General features: G+C 62.6%; 20 protein-coding genes. 10 read left to right on the top strand and 10 right to left on the bottom strand.

Features of this window, described 5'->3' with window-relative positions; genetic code table 11:
* Nucleotides 1–87: 87 nt before the first annotated feature.
* The 6 genes from cuyB to PQR08_RS16655 all read right to left on the bottom strand — a co-directional run bounded on the left by cuyB (nt 88) and on the right by PQR08_RS16655 (nt 7,568).
* The gene (cuyB, locus tag PQR08_RS16680; protein WP_250486631.1) at nt 88–1,545 is read right to left on the bottom strand and encodes a cysteate racemase; all 1,458 of its coding nucleotides are present in this window, start codon (nt 1,543–1,545) and stop codon (nt 88–90) included.
* Complete coding sequence (locus PQR08_RS16675) at nt 1,542–2,837, bottom strand: dicarboxylate/amino acid:cation symporter (protein WP_250486630.1); 1,296 nt, start codon at nt 2,835–2,837, stop codon at nt 1,542–1,544. The genes cuyB and PQR08_RS16675 overlap by 4 nt, the downstream gene beginning before the upstream one ends.
* Nucleotides 2,838–3,025: 188 nt before the next feature.
* Nucleotides 3,026–3,940 carry a LysR substrate-binding domain-containing protein gene (locus PQR08_RS16670; protein ID WP_250486629.1) on the bottom strand — a complete coding sequence of 305 codons (915 nt, stop codon included), beginning with the start codon at nt 3,938–3,940 and terminating at the stop codon, nt 3,026–3,028.
* Between the two features lie 81 nt (nt 3,941–4,021).
* Nucleotides 4,022–5,440, bottom strand: coding sequence for a pyruvate kinase (gene pyk, locus PQR08_RS16665; RefSeq protein WP_250486628.1), 1,419 nt, complete (start codon nt 5,438–5,440; stop codon nt 4,022–4,024).
* A 15-nt stretch (nt 5,441–5,455) separates the two neighbouring features.
* A complete protein-coding gene (locus PQR08_RS16660) occupies nt 5,456–6,541 on the bottom strand; it encodes a tartrate dehydrogenase (RefSeq protein ID WP_035500507.1) in 1,086 nt (361 codons plus the stop codon).
* A gap of 103 nt (nt 6,542–6,644) precedes the next feature.
* Entirely contained in the window at nt 6,645–7,568 is a 924-nt protein-coding gene (locus tag PQR08_RS16655) for a LysR family transcriptional regulator (protein ID WP_250486627.1), read from the bottom strand.
* Between the two features lie 141 nt (nt 7,569–7,709).
* Between PQR08_RS16655 and PQR08_RS16650 the strand changes: the two genes are divergently transcribed.
* From PQR08_RS16650 to ttdB, 3 genes are read left to right on the top strand one after another with little or no spacing between them, the layout of a single operon-like run.
* Nucleotides 7,710–9,014, top strand: a complete 1,305-nt coding sequence (locus PQR08_RS16650) for an MFS transporter (RefSeq protein ID WP_250486626.1) — start codon at nt 7,710–7,712, stop codon at nt 9,012–9,014.
* Between the two features lie 52 nt (nt 9,015–9,066).
* The gene (gene ttdA / locus PQR08_RS16645) at nt 9,067–9,966 is read left to right on the top strand and encodes a L(+)-tartrate dehydratase subunit alpha (RefSeq protein ID WP_238292354.1); all 900 of its coding nucleotides are present in this window, start codon (nt 9,067–9,069) and stop codon (nt 9,964–9,966) included.
* Nucleotides 9,963–10,571 carry a L(+)-tartrate dehydratase subunit beta gene (gene ttdB, locus PQR08_RS16640; RefSeq protein WP_250486625.1) on the top strand — a complete coding sequence of 203 codons (609 nt, stop codon included), beginning with the start codon at nt 9,963–9,965 and terminating at the stop codon, nt 10,569–10,571. The genes ttdA and ttdB overlap by 4 nt, the downstream gene beginning before the upstream one ends.
* Before the next feature lie 12 nt (nt 10,572–10,583).
* On the opposite strand, the gene PQR08_RS16635 is transcribed toward ttdB, so the two are convergent.
* Nucleotides 10,584–11,219, bottom strand: a complete 636-nt coding sequence (locus PQR08_RS16635) for a TetR/AcrR family transcriptional regulator (protein WP_187606778.1) — start codon at nt 11,217–11,219, stop codon at nt 10,584–10,586.
* 233 nt (nt 11,220–11,452) lie between these two features.
* On the opposite strand from PQR08_RS16635, the gene PQR08_RS16630 reads away from it, so the two are divergent.
* Both PQR08_RS16630 and PQR08_RS16625 read left to right on the top strand, forming a co-directional pair.
* Nucleotides 11,453–13,765, top strand: a complete 2,313-nt coding sequence (locus PQR08_RS16630; RefSeq protein ID WP_250486624.1) for a sigma-54-dependent transcriptional regulator — start codon at nt 11,453–11,455, stop codon at nt 13,763–13,765.
* A gap of 161 nt (nt 13,766–13,926) precedes the next feature.
* Complete coding sequence (locus PQR08_RS16625; RefSeq protein ID WP_238212234.1) at nt 13,927–14,124, top strand: hypothetical protein; 198 nt, start codon at nt 13,927–13,929, stop codon at nt 14,122–14,124.
* A 6-nt stretch (nt 14,125–14,130) separates the two neighbouring features.
* Here the strand turns inward: PQR08_RS16625 and PQR08_RS16620 are convergent, their stop codons facing one another.
* Both PQR08_RS16620 and PQR08_RS16615 read right to left on the bottom strand, forming a co-directional pair.
* Nucleotides 14,131–15,438, bottom strand: a complete 1,308-nt coding sequence (locus tag PQR08_RS16620) for an NAD(P)/FAD-dependent oxidoreductase (RefSeq protein WP_250486623.1) — start codon at nt 15,436–15,438, stop codon at nt 14,131–14,133.
* 15 nt (nt 15,439–15,453) lie between these two features.
* Nucleotides 15,454–15,705 (bottom strand): hypothetical protein, encoded by a 252-nt coding sequence (locus tag PQR08_RS16615; RefSeq protein ID WP_187606782.1) that lies wholly within the window; start codon nt 15,703–15,705, stop codon nt 15,454–15,456.
* 62 nt (nt 15,706–15,767) lie between these two features.
* Here PQR08_RS16615 and PQR08_RS16610 point away from each other — a divergent pair, with 62 nt between their 5' ends.
* Nucleotides 15,768–16,673, top strand: coding sequence for a LysR substrate-binding domain-containing protein (locus PQR08_RS16610; protein ID WP_250486622.1), 906 nt, complete (start codon nt 15,768–15,770; stop codon nt 16,671–16,673).
* Nucleotides 16,674–16,681: 8 nt separating this feature from the next.
* Nucleotides 16,682–17,314, top strand: coding sequence for an NUDIX hydrolase (locus tag PQR08_RS16605; RefSeq protein WP_187606784.1), 633 nt, complete (start codon nt 16,682–16,684; stop codon nt 17,312–17,314).
* Between the two features lie 107 nt (nt 17,315–17,421).
* On the opposite strand, the gene PQR08_RS16600 is transcribed toward PQR08_RS16605, so the two are convergent.
* Nucleotides 17,422–18,147: a haloacid dehalogenase type II gene (locus tag PQR08_RS16600; protein WP_250486621.1), complete on the bottom strand. Its 726-nt coding sequence runs from the start codon at nt 18,145–18,147 to the stop codon at nt 17,422–17,424.
* A 214-nt stretch (nt 18,148–18,361) separates the two neighbouring features.
* On the opposite strand from PQR08_RS16600, the gene PQR08_RS16595 reads away from it, so the two are divergent.
* The 3 genes from PQR08_RS16595 to PQR08_RS16585 all read left to right on the top strand — a co-directional run bounded on the left by PQR08_RS16595 (nt 18,362) and on the right by PQR08_RS16585 (nt 20,658).
* Nucleotides 18,362–18,685 (top strand): DUF6566 family protein, encoded by a 324-nt coding sequence (locus PQR08_RS16595; protein ID WP_250486620.1) that lies wholly within the window; start codon nt 18,362–18,364, stop codon nt 18,683–18,685.
* Between the two features lie 133 nt (nt 18,686–18,818).
* Nucleotides 18,819–19,862, top strand: coding sequence for a Dyp-type peroxidase (locus PQR08_RS16590; RefSeq protein WP_250486619.1), 1,044 nt, complete (start codon nt 18,819–18,821; stop codon nt 19,860–19,862).
* The gene (locus PQR08_RS16585; RefSeq protein ID WP_187606788.1) at nt 19,855–20,658 is read left to right on the top strand and encodes a family 1 encapsulin nanocompartment shell protein; all 804 of its coding nucleotides are present in this window, start codon (nt 19,855–19,857) and stop codon (nt 20,656–20,658) included. Before PQR08_RS16590 ends, PQR08_RS16585 begins: the two co-directional genes overlap by 8 nt.
* Nucleotides 20,659–20,762: the final 104 nt, after the last annotated feature.

The following is a 20,762-nucleotide window of genomic DNA, read 5'->3' as shown; positions in this document are numbered from 1 at the left end:
TTCAGGTTCTGAAAATGACGGGCGAACGAAGTCATCCGGCACACGTCGTGTGCGGGTTCGTCGCGTGGATGAGTGATGCGGTTCGGGTTATTGCGGCGGCTTCATCGCATGGGCGACGCATTCCTTCGCGAGCACGTCGGTCGGATCGACGATGCTCACGCGCGCGCCGTTCGTGCCGATGACGTGCGCCTCGCGCAACAGAAGCGGCAATTCCGTGCAGCCGAGGATGACGACCTCGACGCCAGCGGCAATCAGCCCGTCGATCGCGGCGGCGATGTCCTCTTGACATCGCCCGGTCGTGAAGCCGGCTTTCACGCCTTCCTTGCCGTAGATCGCTTCCATCACGCGCGCCTGCAATGCGGGTTCCGGCACGATCTGCCGCAAGCCTTGCGATTCGAGCGCCTTCTCGTAGACGCCGCTCGCGATCGTGCCGGAGGTTGCGAGCACGCCCACGGAACGCACCGACGGAAACGCCTCGCGCAAATGGCGCACGGTCGTTGTCAGCATGTTCACGATGGGTATGCCGAGATAAGGCTGAATGCGCTCGACGAACGCATGCGCCGTGTTGCACGGAATCGCGATGAGATCGGCCCCGCCCGTCTCCAGCTTCTTGCAGGTCGCATAGAGCGAGATGGTCGGATCGGGTCCATCGCCGATCAGATTCTCCGTGCGGTCCGGAATCTGCGGATTCTGCTCGACGAGCAGCTTGATATGGTCCTGATCGCGCGTCGCGGGTGTCGCGCGCACGATCTTGTGAATGAAATCGACGGTGGCCGCCGGTCCGACGCCGCCCACTACGCCGACCTTGAAGATCGTCTCGGGCGAATGGTACTGGCCCGACACGACATACTGCGCGTAAGCGAGATTCGAATCGACGAGCGGAACACGCAATGCGCCCAGCTCCTTTGCGACGAGCGCGATCTCCGTGAGGCCCGGCACGATGACGTTGACGCCCTGCGCGATGAGATCTTCGCAGGCCTCGCGCAGCAACTCGACCGGGCGGCCGCGCAGGTTGCCGCTCTTCACGCCGTCCGTGCCGTAGATGGCCTCGGTGACGAGATCGACGCCTTCGCTCGCGCGCGGATGAATCACTTCGAACTCGGGCGCGGCGAAATATTTCTCGAACAACTGCTTGCGCCGCGTATGAGCCGACGCGAGCACGCCGACACGCCGAACCGCCGGAAACTTTCTGCGCACATGGCTGCGCACGGCTTCGATCATGTCGACGATCTGCAGCGGCGAATTGGCCTTCAACTCGTCGATGAAGGTGTGGCTCAGAAAGCACGGCAGCACGACCGTCGTGACGCCGCGCTTTTCGAAGCTCGCGATCAGATCGAAGATATAGAGCTTGCGCTGCGTCAGCGTCTCGCTGTCCGCGTCCGCGCTGCGAAACGGCTGCTGCTCGAAGATCGCGTCGAAGTGCTCGGCGTCGCGCGTGGCGGGCGTCGATTTGATCAGCTTGAAAAAGACGTCCGCGCTCGCGAGCGGACCGAGCCCGCCGACCACGCCGAACTTGCGAGCGGGCGCCGTGTCCTTGCCATTCATTTCGTATCGCCTTCGAGTTGGCCGAACGAAGGCGTGCTCATCGCCGCGCGGCGTTCCTGCCGTGCGACGCGTTTGCCTTCCCACTTCGCGATGGCCGCCGTCGCGATGCTGTTGCCGATCACGTTGGTTGCCGTGCGCCCCATGTCGAGAATCTGGTCGATCGCGAGCACCAGCACGACGCCCGACGGCGGCAGATGAAACATCGGCGCCACGGCGGCGACGACCACCACCGAGCCGCGCGCGACGCCGGCCATGCCCTTGCTGCTCAGCATGAGCACGAGCAACATCACGATCTGCGTGCCGATCGGCATGTCGATGCCGAACGCCTGCGCGATGAAGATCGCCGCGAAGGCCTGATACATCATCGAGCCGTCGAGATTGAACGCGTAACCGAGCGGCAACGTGAAACCGACCACTTTTTTATCGACGCCGAATTCCTCCAGCTTCTCCGTCAAACGCGGATACGCGGCCTCGCTGCTCGCGGTGGAAAAGGCCAGCATCGCGGGCTCGCGGATCGCCTTGAGCAAGGCCCAGATCGGCTTGCCGAGAAACGCGTATCCGGCGAGGATCAGCGCCGCCCACAAGAGCCCGAGCCCGGCGTAGAAGCTCGCGACGAGCTTGCCGTACGTGGTGAGCACATCGAGCCCGTGCACCGTGATCGCGGATGCGAGCGCGCCGAACACGCCGATGGGCGCGAGGCGCATCACGTAGTCGGTCAGCTTCAGCATCGCGGGCACGAGACCTTCTACGCCGGCGATCAGCGGCGTTACGCGCGGGTCCGACTTGATCACGCTGAGCACGATCCCGAACATCACGGAGAAGACGAGAATCTGGAGGATGTCGTTGCGCGCCATCGCATCGAGCAGGCTCGTGGGAAACGCGTGCGTCACGAAGTCCTTGAAGTTCAGGCCGGCGGTGTTGAGGCCGGTGGCGACGTCGGCGCTCGTCTGCGTCATGTGCAGGCCCGCGCCCGGTTGAAACAGGTTGGCGAGCACGAGTCCGAGCGCGAGCGAAAAGAGCGATGCGCACACGAACCACGCGATCGAGCGCAAGCCGATTCTGCGCACATCGCTCGTGCCTTCCATACCGGCGAGCCCCGACACGAGCGTCGCGAAGACGAGCGGCGCGATGATCATCTTCACGAGCCGCAGGAAGATATCCGTGACGATGGAAAAGTAGCCGGCGATGACCTTCGCTTGCTCGGCATCCGCCGCCATGCGATGACAGACATAGCCGACAGCCACGCCGAGCACCATGCCGGCGAGGATATAGAGGGTGAGTCGATTCTTCATGTGTCTCCGTCCTGGGATGACGCACGAACGGTCGGTCGCGACCGGCGTGCGCTCGGGGAATGGCAGGCGCATCGAAGATCGAAGCGCCGCGCTTTCTTGTGTCAGGACGGAATCTTAGGGAAGGCAGAAAAAACGTGAATGCTAGTGCTGCATATGGCTATGCAATTTTCGCATAGCGTCGAAGAAGACTACTCGGCAGGTCCGAACGACGCGCGAAGATGACGCCAGAGCGTGTCGAGCAATTCGCTGCGATTGGCGAGGTCGCGATACACGCGCAACTCCAGCGCCAGTTGCCATTCGGACTGGCCGGCGGCCACGAGTTCGCCGGCATCCAGTTCGGCGGCGATAGAACTCTTCGGCAGCCACGCGACGCCCTCGCCTTCGAGAACGAGCTTCTTCACGACTTCGGCCATGTCGGACTCGTAATGCAGACGTAAAGCGGGCGATGCTTTCGATTGCGCCATCAACAACGCGAAGCAGCGTCCGAAGTAACTCGTGTCCGTGTACGCGATATACGGCATCGGACGATCTTTCGCGCCGGGCAGGCGGTGCGTGGGCGCGAGCCTTTGATTGGGCTTGCAGACCGGCATGAATGTATCGACGCCGACGGTCACGTACTCGTACTTCTGCGGATCGAGATGCAGCGGCAACTGCGGATGATGATAGGCGAACATCAGCTCGCAATTGCCGTTGACGAGCATGAGAATCGAATCGTGGACGTTCGCCGGAATCACCCGCGCGCGCACTTCGCCCACATGCTTCGCCAGCGTTCGCAGCCACGCGGGCAAGAAGTTGAGCGCGATGGTATGGCCCGCTGCGATCTGCAGACTCTTGCCCGCGATGCGCTGCTCGGTGCGGATGATCGCGCGCGTATCGAAGAGCTTGTCGAGAATGTCTTCGGCCGCGTCGCGAAAGAGTTGCCCTGCGGGTGTGAGCGTCGGCGGAAAGCCGCTGCGATCGACGAGATCGGCACCGACCCATTGTTCGAGCGACTGGATGCGCCTGCTGAATCCGGACTGCGTGACGTTGCGAAACTCCGCCGCGCGCGAAAAGCTTTGATAGCGGGCGAGCGCGATGAAATCCTCGATCCACTTGATTTCCATGAGCCATCCGTCTCCGGTCAGGCGACGAATGGGCTCGCCGCCACGCGCCGGAGATTCTACGCTCGGCCTTGCGTCATCCGGTCATTCGATCTGCGCGATGCGCAGCAGATTGGTCGTGCCCGGCGTGCCGAACGGCATGCCCGCTGAAATCACGACCGTATCGCCTGTCGTGCCGAAGCCTTCCGCGCGCACGGTTTCGCATGCAAGCTCGCTCACTTCGAGCACGTCGACCACTTCCTTGCACACGACCGGATGCACGCCCCAGACGAGCGCGAGACGGCGCGCCGTGCCGATGTGCGGCGTCATGCCGACGATCGGCGCGCCCGGCCGCTCGCGCGCCATGCGCAGCGCCGAGTAACCGGAGCACGTATAGGCGACGGTAGCGGCTGCATCGAGCAGGCCCGACACGTGGCGCATCGCATAGCCGATCGCATCCGATGTATTCGCGCGCGGCGCGGCGTGCGACGCGGCGATCACTTCGCGGTAGTACGGATCACGTTCGGTCTGCGCGATGATGAGGTCCATCGTGCGCACGGCTTCCACGGGATACTTGCCGCTCGCCGACTCCGCCGACAGCATCACCGCGTCCGCGCCGTCGTAGATGGCGGTCGCGACGTCCGATGCTTCGGCGCGCGTGGGCACCGGCGCGCTTACCATCGATTCGAGCATCTGCGTGGCGACGATCACCGGCTTGCCGGCCTTGCGGCACGCACGCACGATGCGCTTCTGAATGGCGGGCACCTGTTCCGCGGGCATCTCGACGCCGAGATCGCCGCGCGCGACCATCACGGCATCGGCTTCATCGACGATCGCATCCAGACTGCCGATCGCGGCGGGCTTCTCCAGCTTCGCGACGATGCCCACGCGATCCCCGACGATCTTTCGCACGTCGCGAATGTCCTCGACGCGCTGCACGAAAGACAGCGCGAGCCAGTCGATGCCGAGCGTCATGCCGAATTCGAGATCGCGTCGATCCTTCTCCGTCATCGCCGATAGCGGCAGCACGACATCGGGGACATTGACGCCCTTGCGCTCGGAAAGCGGCCCGCCGACGATGACCGTCGTTTCCGCGAAGTCGGGCCCGCAGCGCTCGACGCGCAATTGCACGCGGCCATCGTCGAGCAAGAGGTTCGTGCGGGCTTCGAGCGCCGCGAAGATTTCAGGGTGAGGAAGCGCGACGCGCGTGAGATCGCCGGGCGTCGCCGCGTCGAGATCGAGCCGAAAAGACGCGCCTTTCTCCAGCGTGACCGGGCCATTCGCAAAGGTGCCGATCCGCAGTTTCGGGCCCTGCAGATCGAGCAATACGCCGATGGGCCGGCCCGCATCCTTCTCGATGGCGCGAATGATTTCGAGCCGCCGTTGATGGTCCTCGTGCGTGCCGTGGCTGAAGTTCAGCCGGAACACGTCCGCGCCCGCCTTGTACAGCGCTTCGATGGTTTCGCGACTGGTGCTCGCGGGTCCCAGCGTAGCGACGATCTTTGCATTTCGAGTGCGGCGCATGCTTTTCAGCTCCTTTCAGGCGGCGTGGGCGGCTTTCGTGCCGATCAGCGCGCACACGGCAGCGGTCACTTGCGCGGTGGTCGCCTTGCCGCCGAGATCGCCCGTGTGCAGCGACTTGTCGGAGGTCACGGCTTCGATCGCCTGCATGACGCGTTTCGCGGCGTCGAATTCGCCGAGATGTTCGAGCAGCATCACGACCGACCAGAACGTGCCGACCGGATTCGCCAGACCCTTGCCCATGATGTCGAACGCGGAGCCGTGGATCGGTTCGAACATCGACGGATAACGGTGCTCCGGATCGATATTGCCCGTCGGCGCGATGCCGAGGCTGCCCGCGAGCGCGGCGGCGAGGTCGCTGAGAATGTCGGCGTGCAGATTGGTCGCGACGATCGTATCCAGCGTCTCGGGACGGTTGACCATGCGCGCGGTCGATGCATCGACGAGTTCCTTGTCCCACTTCACATCCGGAAATTCCTTCGAGATTTCCAGCGCGATTTCGTCCCACATTACCATCGCGTGACGCTGCGCGTTGCTCTTCGTGATGACCGTCAGCAGCTTACGGGGACGCGACTGCGCGAGTTTGAATGCAAAACGCATAATGCGTTCGACACCGGCGCGCGTGAGGATCGATACATCGGTCGCGGCTTCGATCGGATGGCCCTGATGCACGCGGCCGCCGACGCCCGAATACTCGCCTTCCGAATTCTCGCGCACGATCACCCAGTTCAGGTCTTCCGGCTTGCAGCGCTTGAGCGGCGCGTCAATGCCCGGCAGGATGCGCGTCGGGCGCACGTTGGCGTACTGGTCGAATCCCTGGCAGATCTTGAGACGCAGGCCCCACAGCGTGATGTGATCGGGGACGTCCGGATCGCCCGCCGAGCCGAACAGAATCGCGTCCTTGTCGCGGATCGCGTCGAGGCCATCGGCGGGCATCATCACGCCGTGCTCACGGTAATAGTCGGCGCCCCAGTCGAAATTCTCGAACTGGAATTCAAAATTTTGCGTGTTGCGTGCCAGCGCTTCGAGCACTTGCTGTCCTGCGGGAACGACTTCCTTGCCGATGCCGTCGCCGGGAATGGTCGCGATGCGATAGGTCTTCATGTCTCCGTCCTCCAGATGTGTGTGTGACTGCACTTTACCCACATCCCGGCGCGGAAACCGGCGTCAAACTTAATGCATTATTAAGTTTTATGCACGAATGGCGCTACCAGTTCGAACTGACGCGCGTCGGGCCGTCGGCATGCTGGCCCAGATAGTCGCGCAGGTGATCGACGAAGCACGCGACCTTCGCGGACAGGTTCAGGCGTTCGGGATAAACGGCGTAGATGTCGGCGGGCGGCGTGTCGTAGTCGTCGAGAACCTGCACCAGACGGCCGCTGCGAAGATACTTCGCGATGTCCCATTCCGCGCGCATCAAGATGCCGTGGCCTTCGAGCGCCCAGTTGAGCGCCACTTCGCCGTCGTTGGTGCTCAGCTTGCCGTGCACCTTGATCGTCTCCGTGCGCCCGCCACGGCTCAGACGCCAATTGCCATAGGCGGAATCGTTCTGCCGCAGCACGATGCACTGATGATGCGTCAGGTCATGCGGATGAACGGGCTGACCCGCGCCACGCAGATAACCCGGCGACGAAACCAGCAGCCGCCGGTTGGACGCGATCTTCTTCGCGATGAGTCGCGAATCCGGCATCTCGCCGAACCGCACGGAGACGTCGATGCTCTCGTCGGGCAGGCTGACGGGCCGGTCGGTGAGATGCAACTGCACTTCGACATCGGGAAAACGCTGACTGAACACCGAAATCGATGGCCCGATATAGGAGCGCCCGAATCCCAGCGGCGCGTTGACGCGCAGTAGCCCTTTCGGCGCTGCGCGGCTGCTGGAGACGAGCTGTTCCATATCGTCGATGTCGCTCAGGATGCGCTGCGCATTCGAGAAGTACACCTCGCCTTCGCTCGTCAGGCTGATGCGCCGCGTCGTGCGGTTGAGCAGGCGCACGCCGAGACGATCTTCCATCGCCGAAAGCCGGCGCGAAACCGCCGGCGGCGTCAGATTCAGTTCGCGCGCGGTGGCGGCGAGACTGCCCTGTTTCACGAGCAGGCAGAAGAAACCCAGTTCCGAGTCCATGTTCATTCGTGAATTTTTTGCAACGATGTATTTAGTTTAGTTCGATTCATACGCGATTCCATCGGTTTTAACCTTGGTCCTGGCTAGTACGAAGCCGCACAAGACGGCTGACACCTTCGATTGATCGTCGGAACAAGGAGACATTCCATGGACATGGATCTGGAAAAACGCACCCTGCGCAAAATCAGCTGGCGCATCGTGCCGTTCATCATGCTGCTGTATTTCATCGCTTATATCGACCGCGTCAACATCGGCTTCGCGTCGATCACGATGAAGACCGATCTCGGCTTCACCTCCTCGATGCTCGGCTTCGGCGCGGGCATCTTCTTCTGGGGCTACTTCATGTTCGAAGTGCCCTCCAACATCGTGCTTCACAAGGTCGGCGCGCGGCTTTGGATCGCCCGCGTGATGGTCACGTGGGGCATCATTTCCGCGATGATGGCCTTCGTTCAGGGGCCGACGAGCTTCTACGTCATACGCTTTCTGCTCGGCGCGGCGGAAGCGGGCTTCTTCCCCGGCATCATCCTGTATCTCAGCTACTGGTTCCCGGCGCGGCACCGGGCGGGCGTGACGGCGTTCTTCATGGCCGCCGCGCCGATCTCCACGGCGCTCGGCTCGCCGCTCTCCGCCGCATTGCTCGAAATGAACGGCGTGATGGGTCTGCGCGGCTGGCAATGGATGTTCATTCTCGAAGCCATTCCCGCGCTCATTCTGGGCGTCGTCGTGTTCTTCTACATGACCGACAAGCCCGAAAAGGCGAAATGGCTGAAGGACGACGAGCGCGCATGGCTCGTCAACGTGATGAACGTGGAAACCGCCAGCCGCGCCACGTCGGGCGCGAAGCACGGCATCATCAGCGGCCTCGCGAATCCGCGAGTGCTGGCCTTGTCGCTGATCTACTTCGGCACGTCGGCGGGCCTCTATACGCTCGGCATCTGGGCGCCGCAGATCATCCGCCAGCTCGGCGTTTCGTCGATGACGACGGGCCTCCTCAACGCGATCCCGCCGATCGTCTCCGTGATCGCGATGATCTTCTGGTCGCGCCATTCCGACCGCACCGGCGAGCGCACCTGGCACGTCGTGCTGGCGTGTGTCGCGGCGGCGATCGGTCTCGTGGTGGCCGCGATGGCCAACAGCGTCGTCGGGCTCATCGCTGCGCTGACGCTCGTGAATATCGGCATCAGTTGCGCGAAGCCGCCCCTGTGGACCATGCCGACGATGTTCCTCTCCGGCGCCGCAGCCGCGACAGGCATCGCCACGATCAATTCGATCGGCAATCTCGGCGGCTTCGCCGGCCCGGCGATGATCGGCTGGGTGAAGGATCAGACCGGCAGCTTCGCGGGCGGGCTCTATTTCGTCGCGGGCCTGCTCGTGCTGTCCGCCGTGCTCACGCTCTTGCTGGCCCGCACGCAGAAAGCGCCGGTCACGCCCGGCAACGCGGCCGTGCACTGAAACCCGACGCCACTCCCCCAATCACCACGATACGTCGTCAGAGGAATGCAACATGGATAAGGAACTCGCCATTCAGTCCGTCACGGACACGATGGCCAAATTCACCGCCTACATCGGCAAGCGTCTGCCCAGGGATGTGAAGGCGAAGCTCGCGGAATTGCGCACGATGGAAACGAACCCGCTCGCCAAGTCGATCTACGACTCGATGGACGGCAATCAGGAAGCCGCCGACAAGCTGAATCGCCCGAGTTGTCAGGACACTGGCGTGATTCAGTATTTCGTTGAGGCCGGCGCGAATTTTCCGCTGCTCGGCGAGCTCGAGGAAATCCTGCGCGAAGCCACCGCGGGCGCGACCCGGATGGGACCGCTGCGCCACAACGCCGTGGAAACCTTCGACGAAAAGAACACCGGCACCAACACGGGCACGCAGATTCCGTGGCTCGACTGGCGCATCGTGCCGGAGAAGGATAGCTGCACCATCGACGTCTATATGGCCGGCGGCGGCTGTACGCTGCCGGGCGCGGCCAAGGTGCTGATGCCCGGACAAGGCTATGAAGGCGTGGCCGAATTCGTGATGGACGTGATCACGGAGCGCGGCGTCAATGCGTGCCCGCCGCTCCTGGTCGGTATCGGCGTTTCGACATCGGTCGAGACCGCCGCGCGCCTTTCCAAGCTGGCGATCCTGCGCCCCGTCGATTCGAAGAGCGACAACCCGCGCGCCGCGTTGATGGAAGAACTGCTTGAGGACGGACTCAACGAGCTCGGCATCGGCCCGCAAGGCCTGAAGGGCAACAACAGCGTGATGGGCGTGAACATCGAGTCGTCGGCGCGGCATCCGTCGACCATCGGCGTCGCTGTCAATACCGGCTGCTGGGCGCATCGGCGCGGCAAGATCCGCATCCATGCCGACCTGTCCTACGACGTCCTTTCCCACGAAGGAGTGGTGCTGTGAAAAAGATTCTGACGACCCCCATCAAGTGCGAAGATCTCGAGGATTTGAAGGTCGGCGACGTCGTCTATCTGACGGGGCGCCTCGTGACGTGCCGCGATGTCGCGCATCGGCGGCTGATCGAACAAGGGCGGCAACTGCCTGTCGATCTCGAAGGCGGCGCGATCTTTCACGCGGGTCCGATCGTCCGCAAGAAGGACGACGGCAGTTTCGAAATGGTGTCCATCGGCCCGACGACGAGCATGCGCATGGAGAAGTTCGAGCGCGAGTTCATCGGGCAGACCGGCGTGAAGCTGATCGTCGGCAAAGGCGGAATGGGCCCGGAAACGGCCGCGGGCTGCGAGGAGCACAAGGCCGTGCACGCGATCTTTCCGGGCGGCTGCGCGGTGCTGGCCGCGACGCTCGTCGAGGAGATCGAAGGCGCGGAATGGCAGGATCTCGGCATGCCGGAAACCCTGTGGATCAATCGCGTGCGGGAGTTCGGGCCGCTGATCATTTCCATCGACACGAAGGGCAACAACCTGATTCAGCAGAACAAGGCCGTGTTCAACGAGAAGAAGAAGCCCATTCTCGACAGGATCAGCGCGCAGCTCGGCTTCATCAGGTAAGCCGCGCGCCGCCTAGCTGGCCGGACGCAGATACGCGAGCAACATGTCGAGCTGCATGGCGGCAATCGACGCCTGATGGCGTTGCTCGACGTAATTGCGGCCGACGAATACATCGATGGTGTAGCGGTTCGACACGATGTAATAGCCCATGCCGACAAGCGTCACGTAGAAGTCGAGCGGATCGACGCCCTGACGGAACTGCCCCGCTGCCGCGCCGCGTTCGAGCGTGACGCGCAGCAGGTCGACCACCGGCGAGATGGTTTCGCGCAGGTGGCTCGAACGCTCCAGATAACGACCTTCGTGCAGATTCTCGTTATTGATGAGACTCAGCCACTGGGGGTTTTCCCGCAAATGCGTCCAGATGGATTGCGCCAGTTCGCGGATTGCATCAGCGGGCTGCAGGCCGGAAAGGTCGAGGCGCTGCTCGCGCTCCGCGAACTGCGCGTACATGGATTCGAGCACGGCGACGTACAACCCTTCCTTGCTTGCGAAGTAGTAGTACAGCATGCGTTCGTTCGTGCCCGCCGCCGTGGCGATGGCGTCGACCCGCGCGCCGGCGAGGCCGAACTTCGTGAACTGCTCGGTGGCGGCTTCCAGAATGCGCCGTCGCGTGCCTTCCGGGTCTCGTTTTGCTCGTTGTTCGCTCATGGTTTGCGGCCCCCGATCGAATTACAACTGTTAATTGATGTCTGACATTATGCCGACCGTAACAGGCGCGGGGTTAGCTCCGAGTATAGGCATTGTTGCCGCCTTGACGACGAGAAAATGAAGCGCTAACAAAATAGCCCGCCGTTGCCTCCAGCGTGCTCAAGGATCGCGGACAAACGCCGTTAACTGCGGCACAGACCGTTTCCGCCATCACTGACCTGGAGCGCTCAGCAATGAGTCGTAACCCAATCGTTCCGTTTGTCCACGGCGACGCGGATGGCAGTTTCATCGGCAAATCACCGGCGTTTCGGCAGCTCGTGCGCATGATCGACCGGATCGCGCCGACCGTGCATCCCGTCCTCGTCTTCGGGCCTACGGGCTCCGGCAAGGAGCTGGTTGCGCGCCGCGTTCACGCGGGCAGCGAGCAGCGCGATCACCCGTTCGTCGATATCAATTGCGGTGCGATTCCCGAGCATCTCGTCGAAGCCGAATTGTTCGGGCATGTCAAAGGCGCATTCACTGGCGCGGGCGAAACGCGTCAGGGCCTCTTTCAGCAAGTCGGCAAAGGCACGCTGCTGCTCGATGAAATCGGCGAACTGCCGCTCGCATTGCAGCCGAAACTGCTGCGCGTGCTGGAAACGCGCACGTTCCGCCCGATCGGTTCGTCGACGAATCTGCGCTTCGAAGGGCGTATCGTCGCGGCGACGCATCGCGATTTGCGCGAACTCGCGAACGAAGGGCACTTTCGCGAAGACCTCTACTATCGTCTCGCCGTTTTCGTGCTGGCCGTGCCCGGCCTCGATCAGCGTGTCGAGGACATTCCGTCGCTGCTCACGCACTTCGCCGGACAACATCCGCGCAAGCTCGAATTCTCCGCCGCCGCGATCAGGCAGCTCTGCGCGCATCCGTGGCCCGGACACATCCGTCAGTTGCGCAATCTCGTCAGCCAGTTGAGCGTGCTCGCGGAAAGCACGACGATCGATGCCGACGCACTCGCGCCGTTTCTCGCCAACGAGAAGGCCGAGCGCATCCCGCGCGCGAATCTCGCCGACATGCTTCTGCAACTGGAGGGCCGCGACAAGCTCGCGGCTGCCGAAGATCTGCTCGTCGACCGCGCGCTCGAACGCAGCGGCGGCAACAAGAGCGCGGCGGCCGTCCTGCTCGGGGTCGGGCGAAAGACCATCGAACGTCGGCTCAAGGCGCGGGAGCAGCATCATCGGAACGCGCGCACCGATCTGGCGCGCGCGAATGCGCTCATCGACGATGCCCGCTTTGCGGAAGCCACGCCGCTTCTGCGCCGCTGTCTGGAAACGCTGCAGGCGAATGGCGAGGAGGACGTGCGGCGTCTGCAGTTCGATGCGTATCGTCTGCTTGGCATGAGCCTGCGCAGCGTGCACGGCTGGCTGCACGCCGAAGCGACCGCGTGCTATGCGGCCGCGCTCTCGATCGGCGAAGGACTCTGCGATGCGCGCGAAATCGCGATGATCCAGTTCGGCATCTGGACGACACAGCTCACCACGCTGCAACTCAAGCACGCACGCGCGACGGCGCAGGACATGCTGCAACGCGCGCAAAACAGCGGCGATTCCGTCGCGCTGGACGAAGCGCATGTCGCGCTGACCAACACGCTGTTCTGGCTCGGCGATAGCGAGGAAGCGCTGGCCTGCCTTGCGCGCGGCAATCTTTCCGGCATCGGACGGCACGATGCGCGCACCGGTTCGCAAGGCATCGATCTGGCTGCGCTGGCATTGACGTTCGAAGGGCTATCGGCCTTTCACACCGGCGCTTTCGATCGGGCGCGCCACGCGATGGACATGTTGATCGAGCGCGCATCCGACGCGGGCGGACATGCGTTCGCGCACGCGATCAATCTGCAGGGCGCGGCGTGGCTCGCGTGTCTCTTCGACGACATGGAACGGCTCGGCCGGCTCGCGAGCGAACTGGAAGGCGTCTCGATCAGACACGGCTTCGCGTTTTATCGCGGCGTGGGACAGGTGCTGCGCGGCTGTTACGTCGCGTCGCTTGACCGCATCGATGAAGCCGAAGCCGTCATGCTGGATGGCTTCGACAACCACATGATGAGCAACGGCGGCGCGCTGTTCTTCTCGTTCAAAGCTTGGCAGCACGGCGAACTGCTCTTGCGCGCGGGCCGCGCCGCGGATTGCAAGGCCATGCTCGCCGGCGCGATCGAAGAGACATTGGCGCGCCAGGAGCGCGTCTATATGGGCGAACTGCTCGTCATTCAGGCGCGTGCTCAATGGGCGCTCGGCGATCTGAGCGCCGCGGAATCGGGATTGCGCACGGCGCTTTCGACGGCGCTCGCGCTCGGTTCCGTGCCCGCGCGCGTGGACGCCGCGCGCCATCTCGCCGGGTTGCTGCGTGCATCGGGGCGCATCGAGGACGGCATCGATACGCTCGAACGTGCGTTGCGCACGCTCGTTCCAGGTTCAACGCCGCGCGTGGATGCCGCGATGGATCTGCTCGCCGAACTTCGCGAGGAATCGGGCTCGCCCATGCTCACGGACCGACGCGTTCGCGCCGGGTGAACTGGACGGAATCGTCCACATCGGCTCGTTCGCGCGGACGCGACTGACCGCTTTTTCGCCTCTATCCGTGCCGACGGATCGGGCGGCGCACGGACAGCATGCGTTGGCACGGCGGTTGCTGTATAACGCCTTCCACCCGAACGCGTTCGTGCGCCTCAGTCATGCTTCAATTCATCATCGAAAGAGACCTGCTGCATCTCGAGCGCGTCGTCGAACAGGCTTCCGACGGCACGTTCCCGTTCGCGTACTGGCATGCGCGCATCGATTCGCTCAGAGGGCCGACCCTGGCGTTGCCACTCGCGCAACGCATCGATCGTCTGAAGCGCAAGTTGTCCATGCTCGAATCGACACAGCGATGAAGCCAGTCAATGCAGCTTGACCCGCGGCGCGAGCAGGCGTCCGAGTCCATGCGCCGCGAGTCCGAAGACCGTCCGGCGCAAGCCCGATACGGCAACGAGATGCTTTCGATAAAGCGCCGCGTACATCAGCTTCGCCATGAATCCTTCAACGAAGAACTTCCCGGTGCTGGTGATGCCGGCCACGCTGCCTACTGCTGTCGGCGAACCCAGCGACACGAGCGAACCGTGATCCTTGTACATGAACGCACCTATCGCGCGCCCTTCGATGCGCGCGCCGAGCGCCTTGCATAAGAACATCGCTTGCTGGTGCGCGGCCTGGGCTCTCGGCGGCACGAGTACGTCCGCCGTCCACGCGCAACTCGCGCAATCGCCCAGCGCGAAGATGTTCGCGTCGGTTTCGCTCTGCAGCGAAGGCGTGACCTTGACCTGGTTGATGTGATTCACGGCGATGCCGTCGAGCGATGCCAGAACGCCCGGCGCCCTGATGCCGGCGGCCCAGATCGTGATGTCGGCGGGAATCGATACGCCGCCTGCAACCTCGACGCTTTCCGGCCGCACGCTCGTCACGGATGTCGATACCTTCACCGCGATGTTCATCTTTTCGAGCGTGTCGCGCGTGGTATCGGACACCCTTTGCGCAAGCGCGGGCAACACGCGATCGCCTCGTTCCAGCAGCGAGATGCGCATGGCCGCGCGAGGGCTTTCGGAGAGCAGCCTGAACTGCTTCAACGTGTGCTCCATGCGCCTGAGTTCCGCCGCGAGCTCGACGCCCGTCGCGCCCCCGCCGATGATGGCGATGTCCACCGCCTCGTTCGTTTCCGTCGTGCCGTGCGCGCGCTTTCTGAGGCACACCTGAAGCAGACGCTTGCGCAAGCGCTCCGCCTGTTCGAGCGTATCCAGCGCGATGGCATGTTCTTCCGCGCCCGGCACGCCGAAGAAATGCGTCCGGCTGCCGAGGGCGAGCACCAGGGTATCGTATTCGAGGCCACGAGGCGGCAGCACTTCGGCATCGCTGTCGTCCGATTCGAACATCGGACCGATCTTCACGGAACGGCTCGCGCGGTCAAGCGCGGTCATCTCGCCATGCACGAACGTGAAGCCGTTCCAGTGAGCGTGGGCCGCATAGGCAATTTCGTGCGCGTGAGTATCGAGGCTGCCGGCGGCGACTTCATGCAATAGCGGCTTCCACACATGCACGGCGCAACGATCGACCAGTGTCACGTGCGCGCGTCCCGGCTTGCCTAACCGGTTGCCGAGCCGGGTGGCGAGTTCGAGACCGCCCGCGCCGCCCCCTACGATTACGATCCGATGCATCGGCTGCCCTCTCGTTCAGTTGTAGCCCAGAATGGCGGCCGAATTGGCGTCCGCGCGCTCCGGGACATTGCCGGCCATGATCGCAACGGGTCCTTCCAGCAGCTTCGAATATGACGAACTGCGCGCCTTGTCGATGACATGCTTCGACGTGGGAAAATGACCTTTCAGGAAAGCCTGGAAAGAAAATGCGTCGTCGTCGATAGAGTGGTTCATGTTTTGGATAAGAACGTCCGGTTCATAAAGCGGTGATGTCGGATCGATTCTCATGGCACCATTAATGGCCTGCAAACGAAATAAATACTCAACGTTGTGCGTAACGGGAAGGATGTGTGAGACGCAAGATACCGAGCATCGATGCTTTGATCGCCTTCGAGGCGGCAGCCCGACATCTGAGCTTCACTCGCACGGCCGAAGAGCTGTCGCTGACACAGAGTGCGGTGGGCCGTCAGGTCGCGAGCCTGGAGGAATATCTCGGGACGCCGCTTTTCAACCGCTTCAAGCGAAGAATCAGTCTCACCGAAGCGGGCGAGATCTACGCGAAGCGCGTGCGCGAGAACCTGGAGCGCCTCGAACGCGACACGCTGGCCGCGATGGCGCACCGTAGCGCGGGCGGCATTTTCGAACTCGCGGTCATCCCGACATTCGCCACGCGCTGGCTGATTCCGAGGCTTCCCGAGTTCTATGCGGCGCACGATGACATCGTCGTGAATCTGACTACGCGAGCCGCGCCGTTTCTGTTCAAGGACACGCCGTTCGATGCCGCGATTCATTTCGGCGATCCGGTGTGGCCCGGTTCGGTCGCGAAGTATCTGTTCGGAGAGGAGATCACCGCCGTGTGCAGCCCGCGATTGCTTGCGGGCAGAGCGAAGCTCGCGCCGCGGGACGTCGCCGGCTTCACGTTGCTGCATCAGTCGGCGCGTCCGGATGCGTGGCGGCAATGGCTGGCTCAGGCGGCCGTGCATGACGTCGACAGCATGAAGGGTCAGCGATACGAGCTGTTCTCGATGCTCGTCGAAGCGGCGAAAGCGGGTCTTGGCATCGCACTGGTGCCGAGGTTCCTGGTCGCGCATGAGCTTCGCGCTCACGAACTGGTGCGGCCTTTCGAGTTGTCCTTGCCGAGCGACAAGGGCTATTACCTCGTCTATCCCGAGCGCAAGCAGAACTCTCCGCTGCTGCGAACATTCGAACACTGGCTGCTGATCGCGGCGCAGTCATACATCGAGACCGAGGAGTGAGCGCCATCATGCAAGCCGATAACCCATCATCCAGTCGACGACTCGAACAGGCTCGCCGCCTGCTCGCACTCGCGCAAACAGGACTCCACTACACGACCGGCGTCTTCGACAAGGAGCGTTACGAGGAAATAGCGGCGATCGCTCATGCGCAAATCGCCGATATCGCCTCGATGGAAACAGGCAAGGTGGCCGAACTCTTCGCGTTCGAGTCAGGCTATGCGAACCCGAAACTCGACGTCCGATGCGCCGTGTTCAACGACGCCGGACAGATCCTGCTCGTGCGCGAGGCCGCCGATGGACTGTGGTCGCTTCCCGGCGGCTGGGCCGACGTGGGGCTCTCACCCGCCGAGAACGCCGCCAAGGAAGCGCGCGAGGAAAGCGGCTATACGGTCGAGATCGTTCGCCTGCTCGCGGCCTGGGATACGGCGAAGCATCCTCATCCGCCGTCGGTATTTCATATCTGGAAGCTCGTTTTCCTCGGTGAGATCGTGCGAGCGGGCGACGTGATCGGCGCGGAAACCGATGCCGTCGCATTCTTCGATCTCGATCGCCTTCCATCACTGTCGCTGGGGCGGATCATGCCCGCGCAGATTCGACGGCTGGACGAACTGCGGCGCGGCAGCATGGTGGACTTCGACTGACGGCAATTAATCGATGGCGAAGCTGGGAAAGGCGGCATAAAACATTGACGGTTAGTTGCATCATGCCGATAGTTAGTCATCCGATCTAATTCGGTCCGACACGCAAGCTATTTATCGAGCAACGCCTCGCGATGCGCGTTCGCCAATTCCGCCATGCTGTTGAATCGGAAGTCGATGTTCGGCTGAGCGCCCGGGTCCATCGTCGCGCCGAAACCGGGCTGCGAATGACGGCGATAGATCCAGCACGATGCGAGGCCGAATCCATTCGCAGGCTTGTGATCGTGGAAAAGGCTTTCGGCGGTATGCAGAATGGTTTCTTTCCGGATACCGCGCTCGCCCAGCTTTTCCAGCATGTATTCGAAATTGCGCGGCGAAGGCTTGTACGATCCGACATCTTCCGCCGTCATGATCGCGTCGAATTCCACCTGTAGCCTTGCATTGCTATGGGCAAAGCTCTCGTTGTCGACATTCGACAGAATCACGAGCTTGTAATGCTGCTTCAGATACCGGAGCGCATCCGCGGAATCCGGGAAAGCCGGCCAATCGCGAATCGAGCGGCCATAAGCGATGCAATCGTCCTGCGTGAAGGACACGCCCCATTCTTCAGCAAGCCGCTTATAGACGATAGCCAGAAGCTCCTGATAGCGCTTGCCCGGCGTGTACTTCTGCTGCGATGACTCGTGACGCGCATGCGCCTCCAGAACCTGATCGCGCGTCAATGCCGGCTCGACGCGATCCAGTAACGGGCGCAGCGCCTCGAAAATCCCTGTTTCCCAGTCGATCAGCGTGCCGTAGCAGTCGAAGGTCAGCGTGTCGAAGTCGGTCAGTTTCACAGTCGCTCCTGTCAGTCGATAAGGATGATATGGATCACGGCATCGCGCTCGCCGTCATGTTACAAAACCGTGCGTTCCGGAGTATTCATTGCATCGAGTTGGTGTATCGTCAGTCCACTGCTTGCGCTCAAAGCGCGTGGAATACATCAGCAATATAATCCTATGAATCTTCGGGTTGCCTTTATCGCAGTCTTGATCCGCATCGGAGGAACAGATGGAATCTGCCTTTGACGTTTATGCGGGATTCGACATCTCGGTCGCGACGCGACGCAATGAACGCGGCGCATGGGTGGCCGACCTCTCCGTGAATCGCGATGGCAAAGCCGCGCTCGCTCCCTGCCCCGAAACCGTTCAGCCGGAATGGCGCACCCAGGACGAGGCGATACGCGACGGCATCGAACGGGCGCGGCGCGTGATCACGCAACATCTCACCGATCACGCCAATCATTCCTGGGTTGCAACACGCCGGCACGCGCAAACGTGGTTCACCACCGAAACGGAACGACTTTCCGGACACACGTTCACGCCCGGTAAATAGACCATTTCGTCGCTTCCGGAACGCGCCCGGAATATCACGGGGATCATTCGCGCGCCGCTTTTGAAACGCGCGGGCATTCGCCGTGATGTGTCGATCGATTCGATCAACCGCTTCATGCAATCGAACTCTTCAGATGCCCAACAACACACCCGAACCACAAGCAGTCTGTAATCCGATTTCCCGAAGCGCGATCTTCATCGTCGCAACCGTGGCGCACGGCGAAGACAAAGCCGATGTCGTGCGCTCATGGTGCGGCGACATCGCGGCGCTGGTCCGCGCGGTCGGCACTCGTGCGCCCACAGCAAACTTGTCCTGCGTATGCGGCTTCGGCGCCGATGCGTGGGATCGGCTCTTCGGCGCACCGCGCCCCGCTTCCCTGCATCCGTTTCGCGAGTTCGGCCAGGGCGATCGCCGCGCGATCGCCACGCCCGGCGACATGCTTCTGCATATCCGCGCCGATCACATGGACCTGTGCTTCGAGCTCGCATCGCAGATGCTCAACAAGCTCGGCGATGCGGTCACGGTCGTCGATGAAGTGCATGGCTTTCGCTATTTCGATCTGCGCGACATGGTGGGCTTCGTCGACGGCACCGAAAATCCGAGCGGCAAGAGCGCCGCGCACTACACGATCATCGATGAAGAAGATCCGGATTTCGCGGGCGGCAGCTATGTGATCGTGCAGAAGTATCTGCATAACCTGGATGCGTGGAACGGCCTCACCGTCGAACAGCAGGAGAAGATCATCGGGCGCGAAAAGTTATCCGATGTCGAGCTCGACGAATCGATCAAGCCTTCCTGTTCGCACAGTTCGCTCACGACGATCGACGATAACGGCAAGGAAGTGAAGATCCTCCGGCACAACATGGCTTTCGGCCGTCCGGGCGCGAAGGAGTTCGGCACGTATTTCATCGGCTATGCGCGCACGCCCGCGCCGATCGAGCAGATGATGGAGAACATGTTCGTCGGCAGGCCGCCGGGCAACTACGACCGGCTGCTCGACTACAGCCGCGCGGTAACGGGCGGCCTCTTCTTCGTGCCGTCCAACGATCTGCTCGACGAGCTGCCCGACCGGAACCCGAACGCCGCGCCGGCTTCCATCGGCGATAGCCAGCAAGAGAACGAAAGCGAAGGCACATTGAACATCGGCTCACTCAAAGGAACGTCACAAGATGAATAACCTGCATCGAGAGCTTGCGCCGATCTCCGGCGCCGCATGGTCGCAGATCGAAGCGGAAGTCGCCCGCACCTTCAAGCGCGCGCTTGCGGGCCGCCGTGTCGTCGACGTGAAGAGTCCCGGCGGCGTCGCGCTGTCGGGTATCGGCACGGGACATCAGACGAAGATCGCAGCGCCGAAGCAAGGCGTCCTGGCGAACCTGTACGACGTGAAGCAGCTCGTGCAGCTCACGGTGCCGTTCACGCTGCAACGTGAAGCCATCGACAGCGTGGAGCGCGGCTCGAACGACGGCGACTGGCAGCCCGCCAAAACCGCCGCGAACGAACTCGCGCTCGCCGAGGACAGCGCGATCTTCGACGGCTTCGCGGCCGCCGGCATCACCGGCATTCGCGAAGGCAGTTCGAACGCGCCCACGTTTCTGCCCGCCGACGTCGCCGACTATCCCGCCGCGATCAGCCAGGCGCTGGAAAAGCTGCGCCTAGCCGGCGTCGATGGTCCCTACTCCGTGCTGCTCGGCGCAGATGCCTATACCGCGCTCGCCGAAGCGAGCGATCAGGGCTATCCGGTCATCCAGCACATCAAGCGCATCGTGAGCGGCGATCTCGTATGGGCGCCCGCGCTTCAGGGCGGCTGCGTGCTGTCCACGCGCGGCGGCGACTACGAACTGCATATCGGACAGGATTTGTCGATCGGCTATACGAGCCATACCGACACAGCCGTACAGCTCTATCTGCGCGAAACGCTCACGTTTCTGATGTTGACGAGCGAGGCTTCCGTTTCCATCGCGGCTGGCGAGTAGCCGCATCAGAAGAATTGCCGATAAGAAAACCTATGAGGGGAATGCACTGCTCATCTGGCGGTGGTGCGGCCTGAGTTGACGATTGCATCGTAGGGCGCGTGATC

Origin of the sequence: Caballeronia jiangsuensis, assembly GCF_046030135.1 — a bacterium.
In the GTDB taxonomy this organism is placed as follows: Bacteria; Pseudomonadota; Gammaproteobacteria; order Burkholderiales; family Burkholderiaceae; genus Caballeronia; species Caballeronia jiangsuensis.
This window is presented reverse-complemented; position numbering and strand designations above follow the sequence as displayed.

What these genes read in the sequence shown, in the direction of transcription:
- PQR08_RS16605 (WP_187606784.1), top strand. Translation starts at nt 16,682, where the DNA reads ATGCAAGCCGATAACCCATCATCCAGTCGACGACTCGAACAGGCTCGC.
- PQR08_RS16590 (WP_250486619.1), top strand. Translation starts at nt 18,819, where the DNA reads ATGCCCAACAACACACCCGAACCACAAGCAGTCTGTAATCCGATTTCC.
- PQR08_RS16660 (WP_035500507.1), bottom strand. Translation starts at nt 6,541, where the DNA reads ATGAAGACCTATCGCATCGCGACCATTCCCGGCGACGGCATCGGCAAG.
- PQR08_RS16675 (WP_250486630.1), bottom strand. Translation starts at nt 2,837, where the DNA reads ATGAAGAATCGACTCACCCTCTATATCCTCGCCGGCATGGTGCTCGGC.
- PQR08_RS16655 (WP_250486627.1), bottom strand. Translation starts at nt 7,568, where the DNA reads ATGAACATGGACTCGGAACTGGGTTTCTTCTGCCTGCTCGTGAAACAG.
- pyk (WP_250486628.1), bottom strand. Translation starts at nt 5,440, where the DNA reads ATGCGCCGCACTCGAAATGCAAAGATCGTCGCTACGCTGGGACCCGCG.
- PQR08_RS16625 (WP_238212234.1), top strand. Translation starts at nt 13,927, where the DNA reads ATGCTTCAATTCATCATCGAAAGAGACCTGCTGCATCTCGAGCGCGTC.
- ttdA (WP_238292354.1), top strand. Translation starts at nt 9,067, where the DNA reads ATGGATAAGGAACTCGCCATTCAGTCCGTCACGGACACGATGGCCAAA.
- PQR08_RS16615 (WP_187606782.1), bottom strand. Translation starts at nt 15,705, where the DNA reads ATGAGAATCGATCCGACATCACCGCTTTATGAACCGGACGTTCTTATC.
- PQR08_RS16670 (WP_250486629.1), bottom strand. Translation starts at nt 3,940, where the DNA reads ATGGAAATCAAGTGGATCGAGGATTTCATCGCGCTCGCCCGCTATCAA.
- PQR08_RS16595 (WP_250486620.1), top strand. Translation starts at nt 18,362, where the DNA reads ATGGAATCTGCCTTTGACGTTTATGCGGGATTCGACATCTCGGTCGCG.
- PQR08_RS16650 (WP_250486626.1), top strand. Translation starts at nt 7,710, where the DNA reads ATGGACATGGATCTGGAAAAACGCACCCTGCGCAAAATCAGCTGGCGC.
- PQR08_RS16630 (WP_250486624.1), top strand. Translation starts at nt 11,453, where the DNA reads ATGAGTCGTAACCCAATCGTTCCGTTTGTCCACGGCGACGCGGATGGC.
- PQR08_RS16635 (WP_187606778.1), bottom strand. Translation starts at nt 11,219, where the DNA reads ATGAGCGAACAACGAGCAAAACGAGACCCGGAAGGCACGCGACGGCGC.
- cuyB (WP_250486631.1), bottom strand. Translation starts at nt 1,545, where the DNA reads ATGAATGGCAAGGACACGGCGCCCGCTCGCAAGTTCGGCGTGGTCGGC.
- PQR08_RS16585 (WP_187606788.1), top strand. Translation starts at nt 19,855, where the DNA reads ATGAATAACCTGCATCGAGAGCTTGCGCCGATCTCCGGCGCCGCATGG.
- PQR08_RS16620 (WP_250486623.1), bottom strand. Translation starts at nt 15,438, where the DNA reads ATGCATCGGATCGTAATCGTAGGGGGCGGCGCGGGCGGTCTCGAACTC.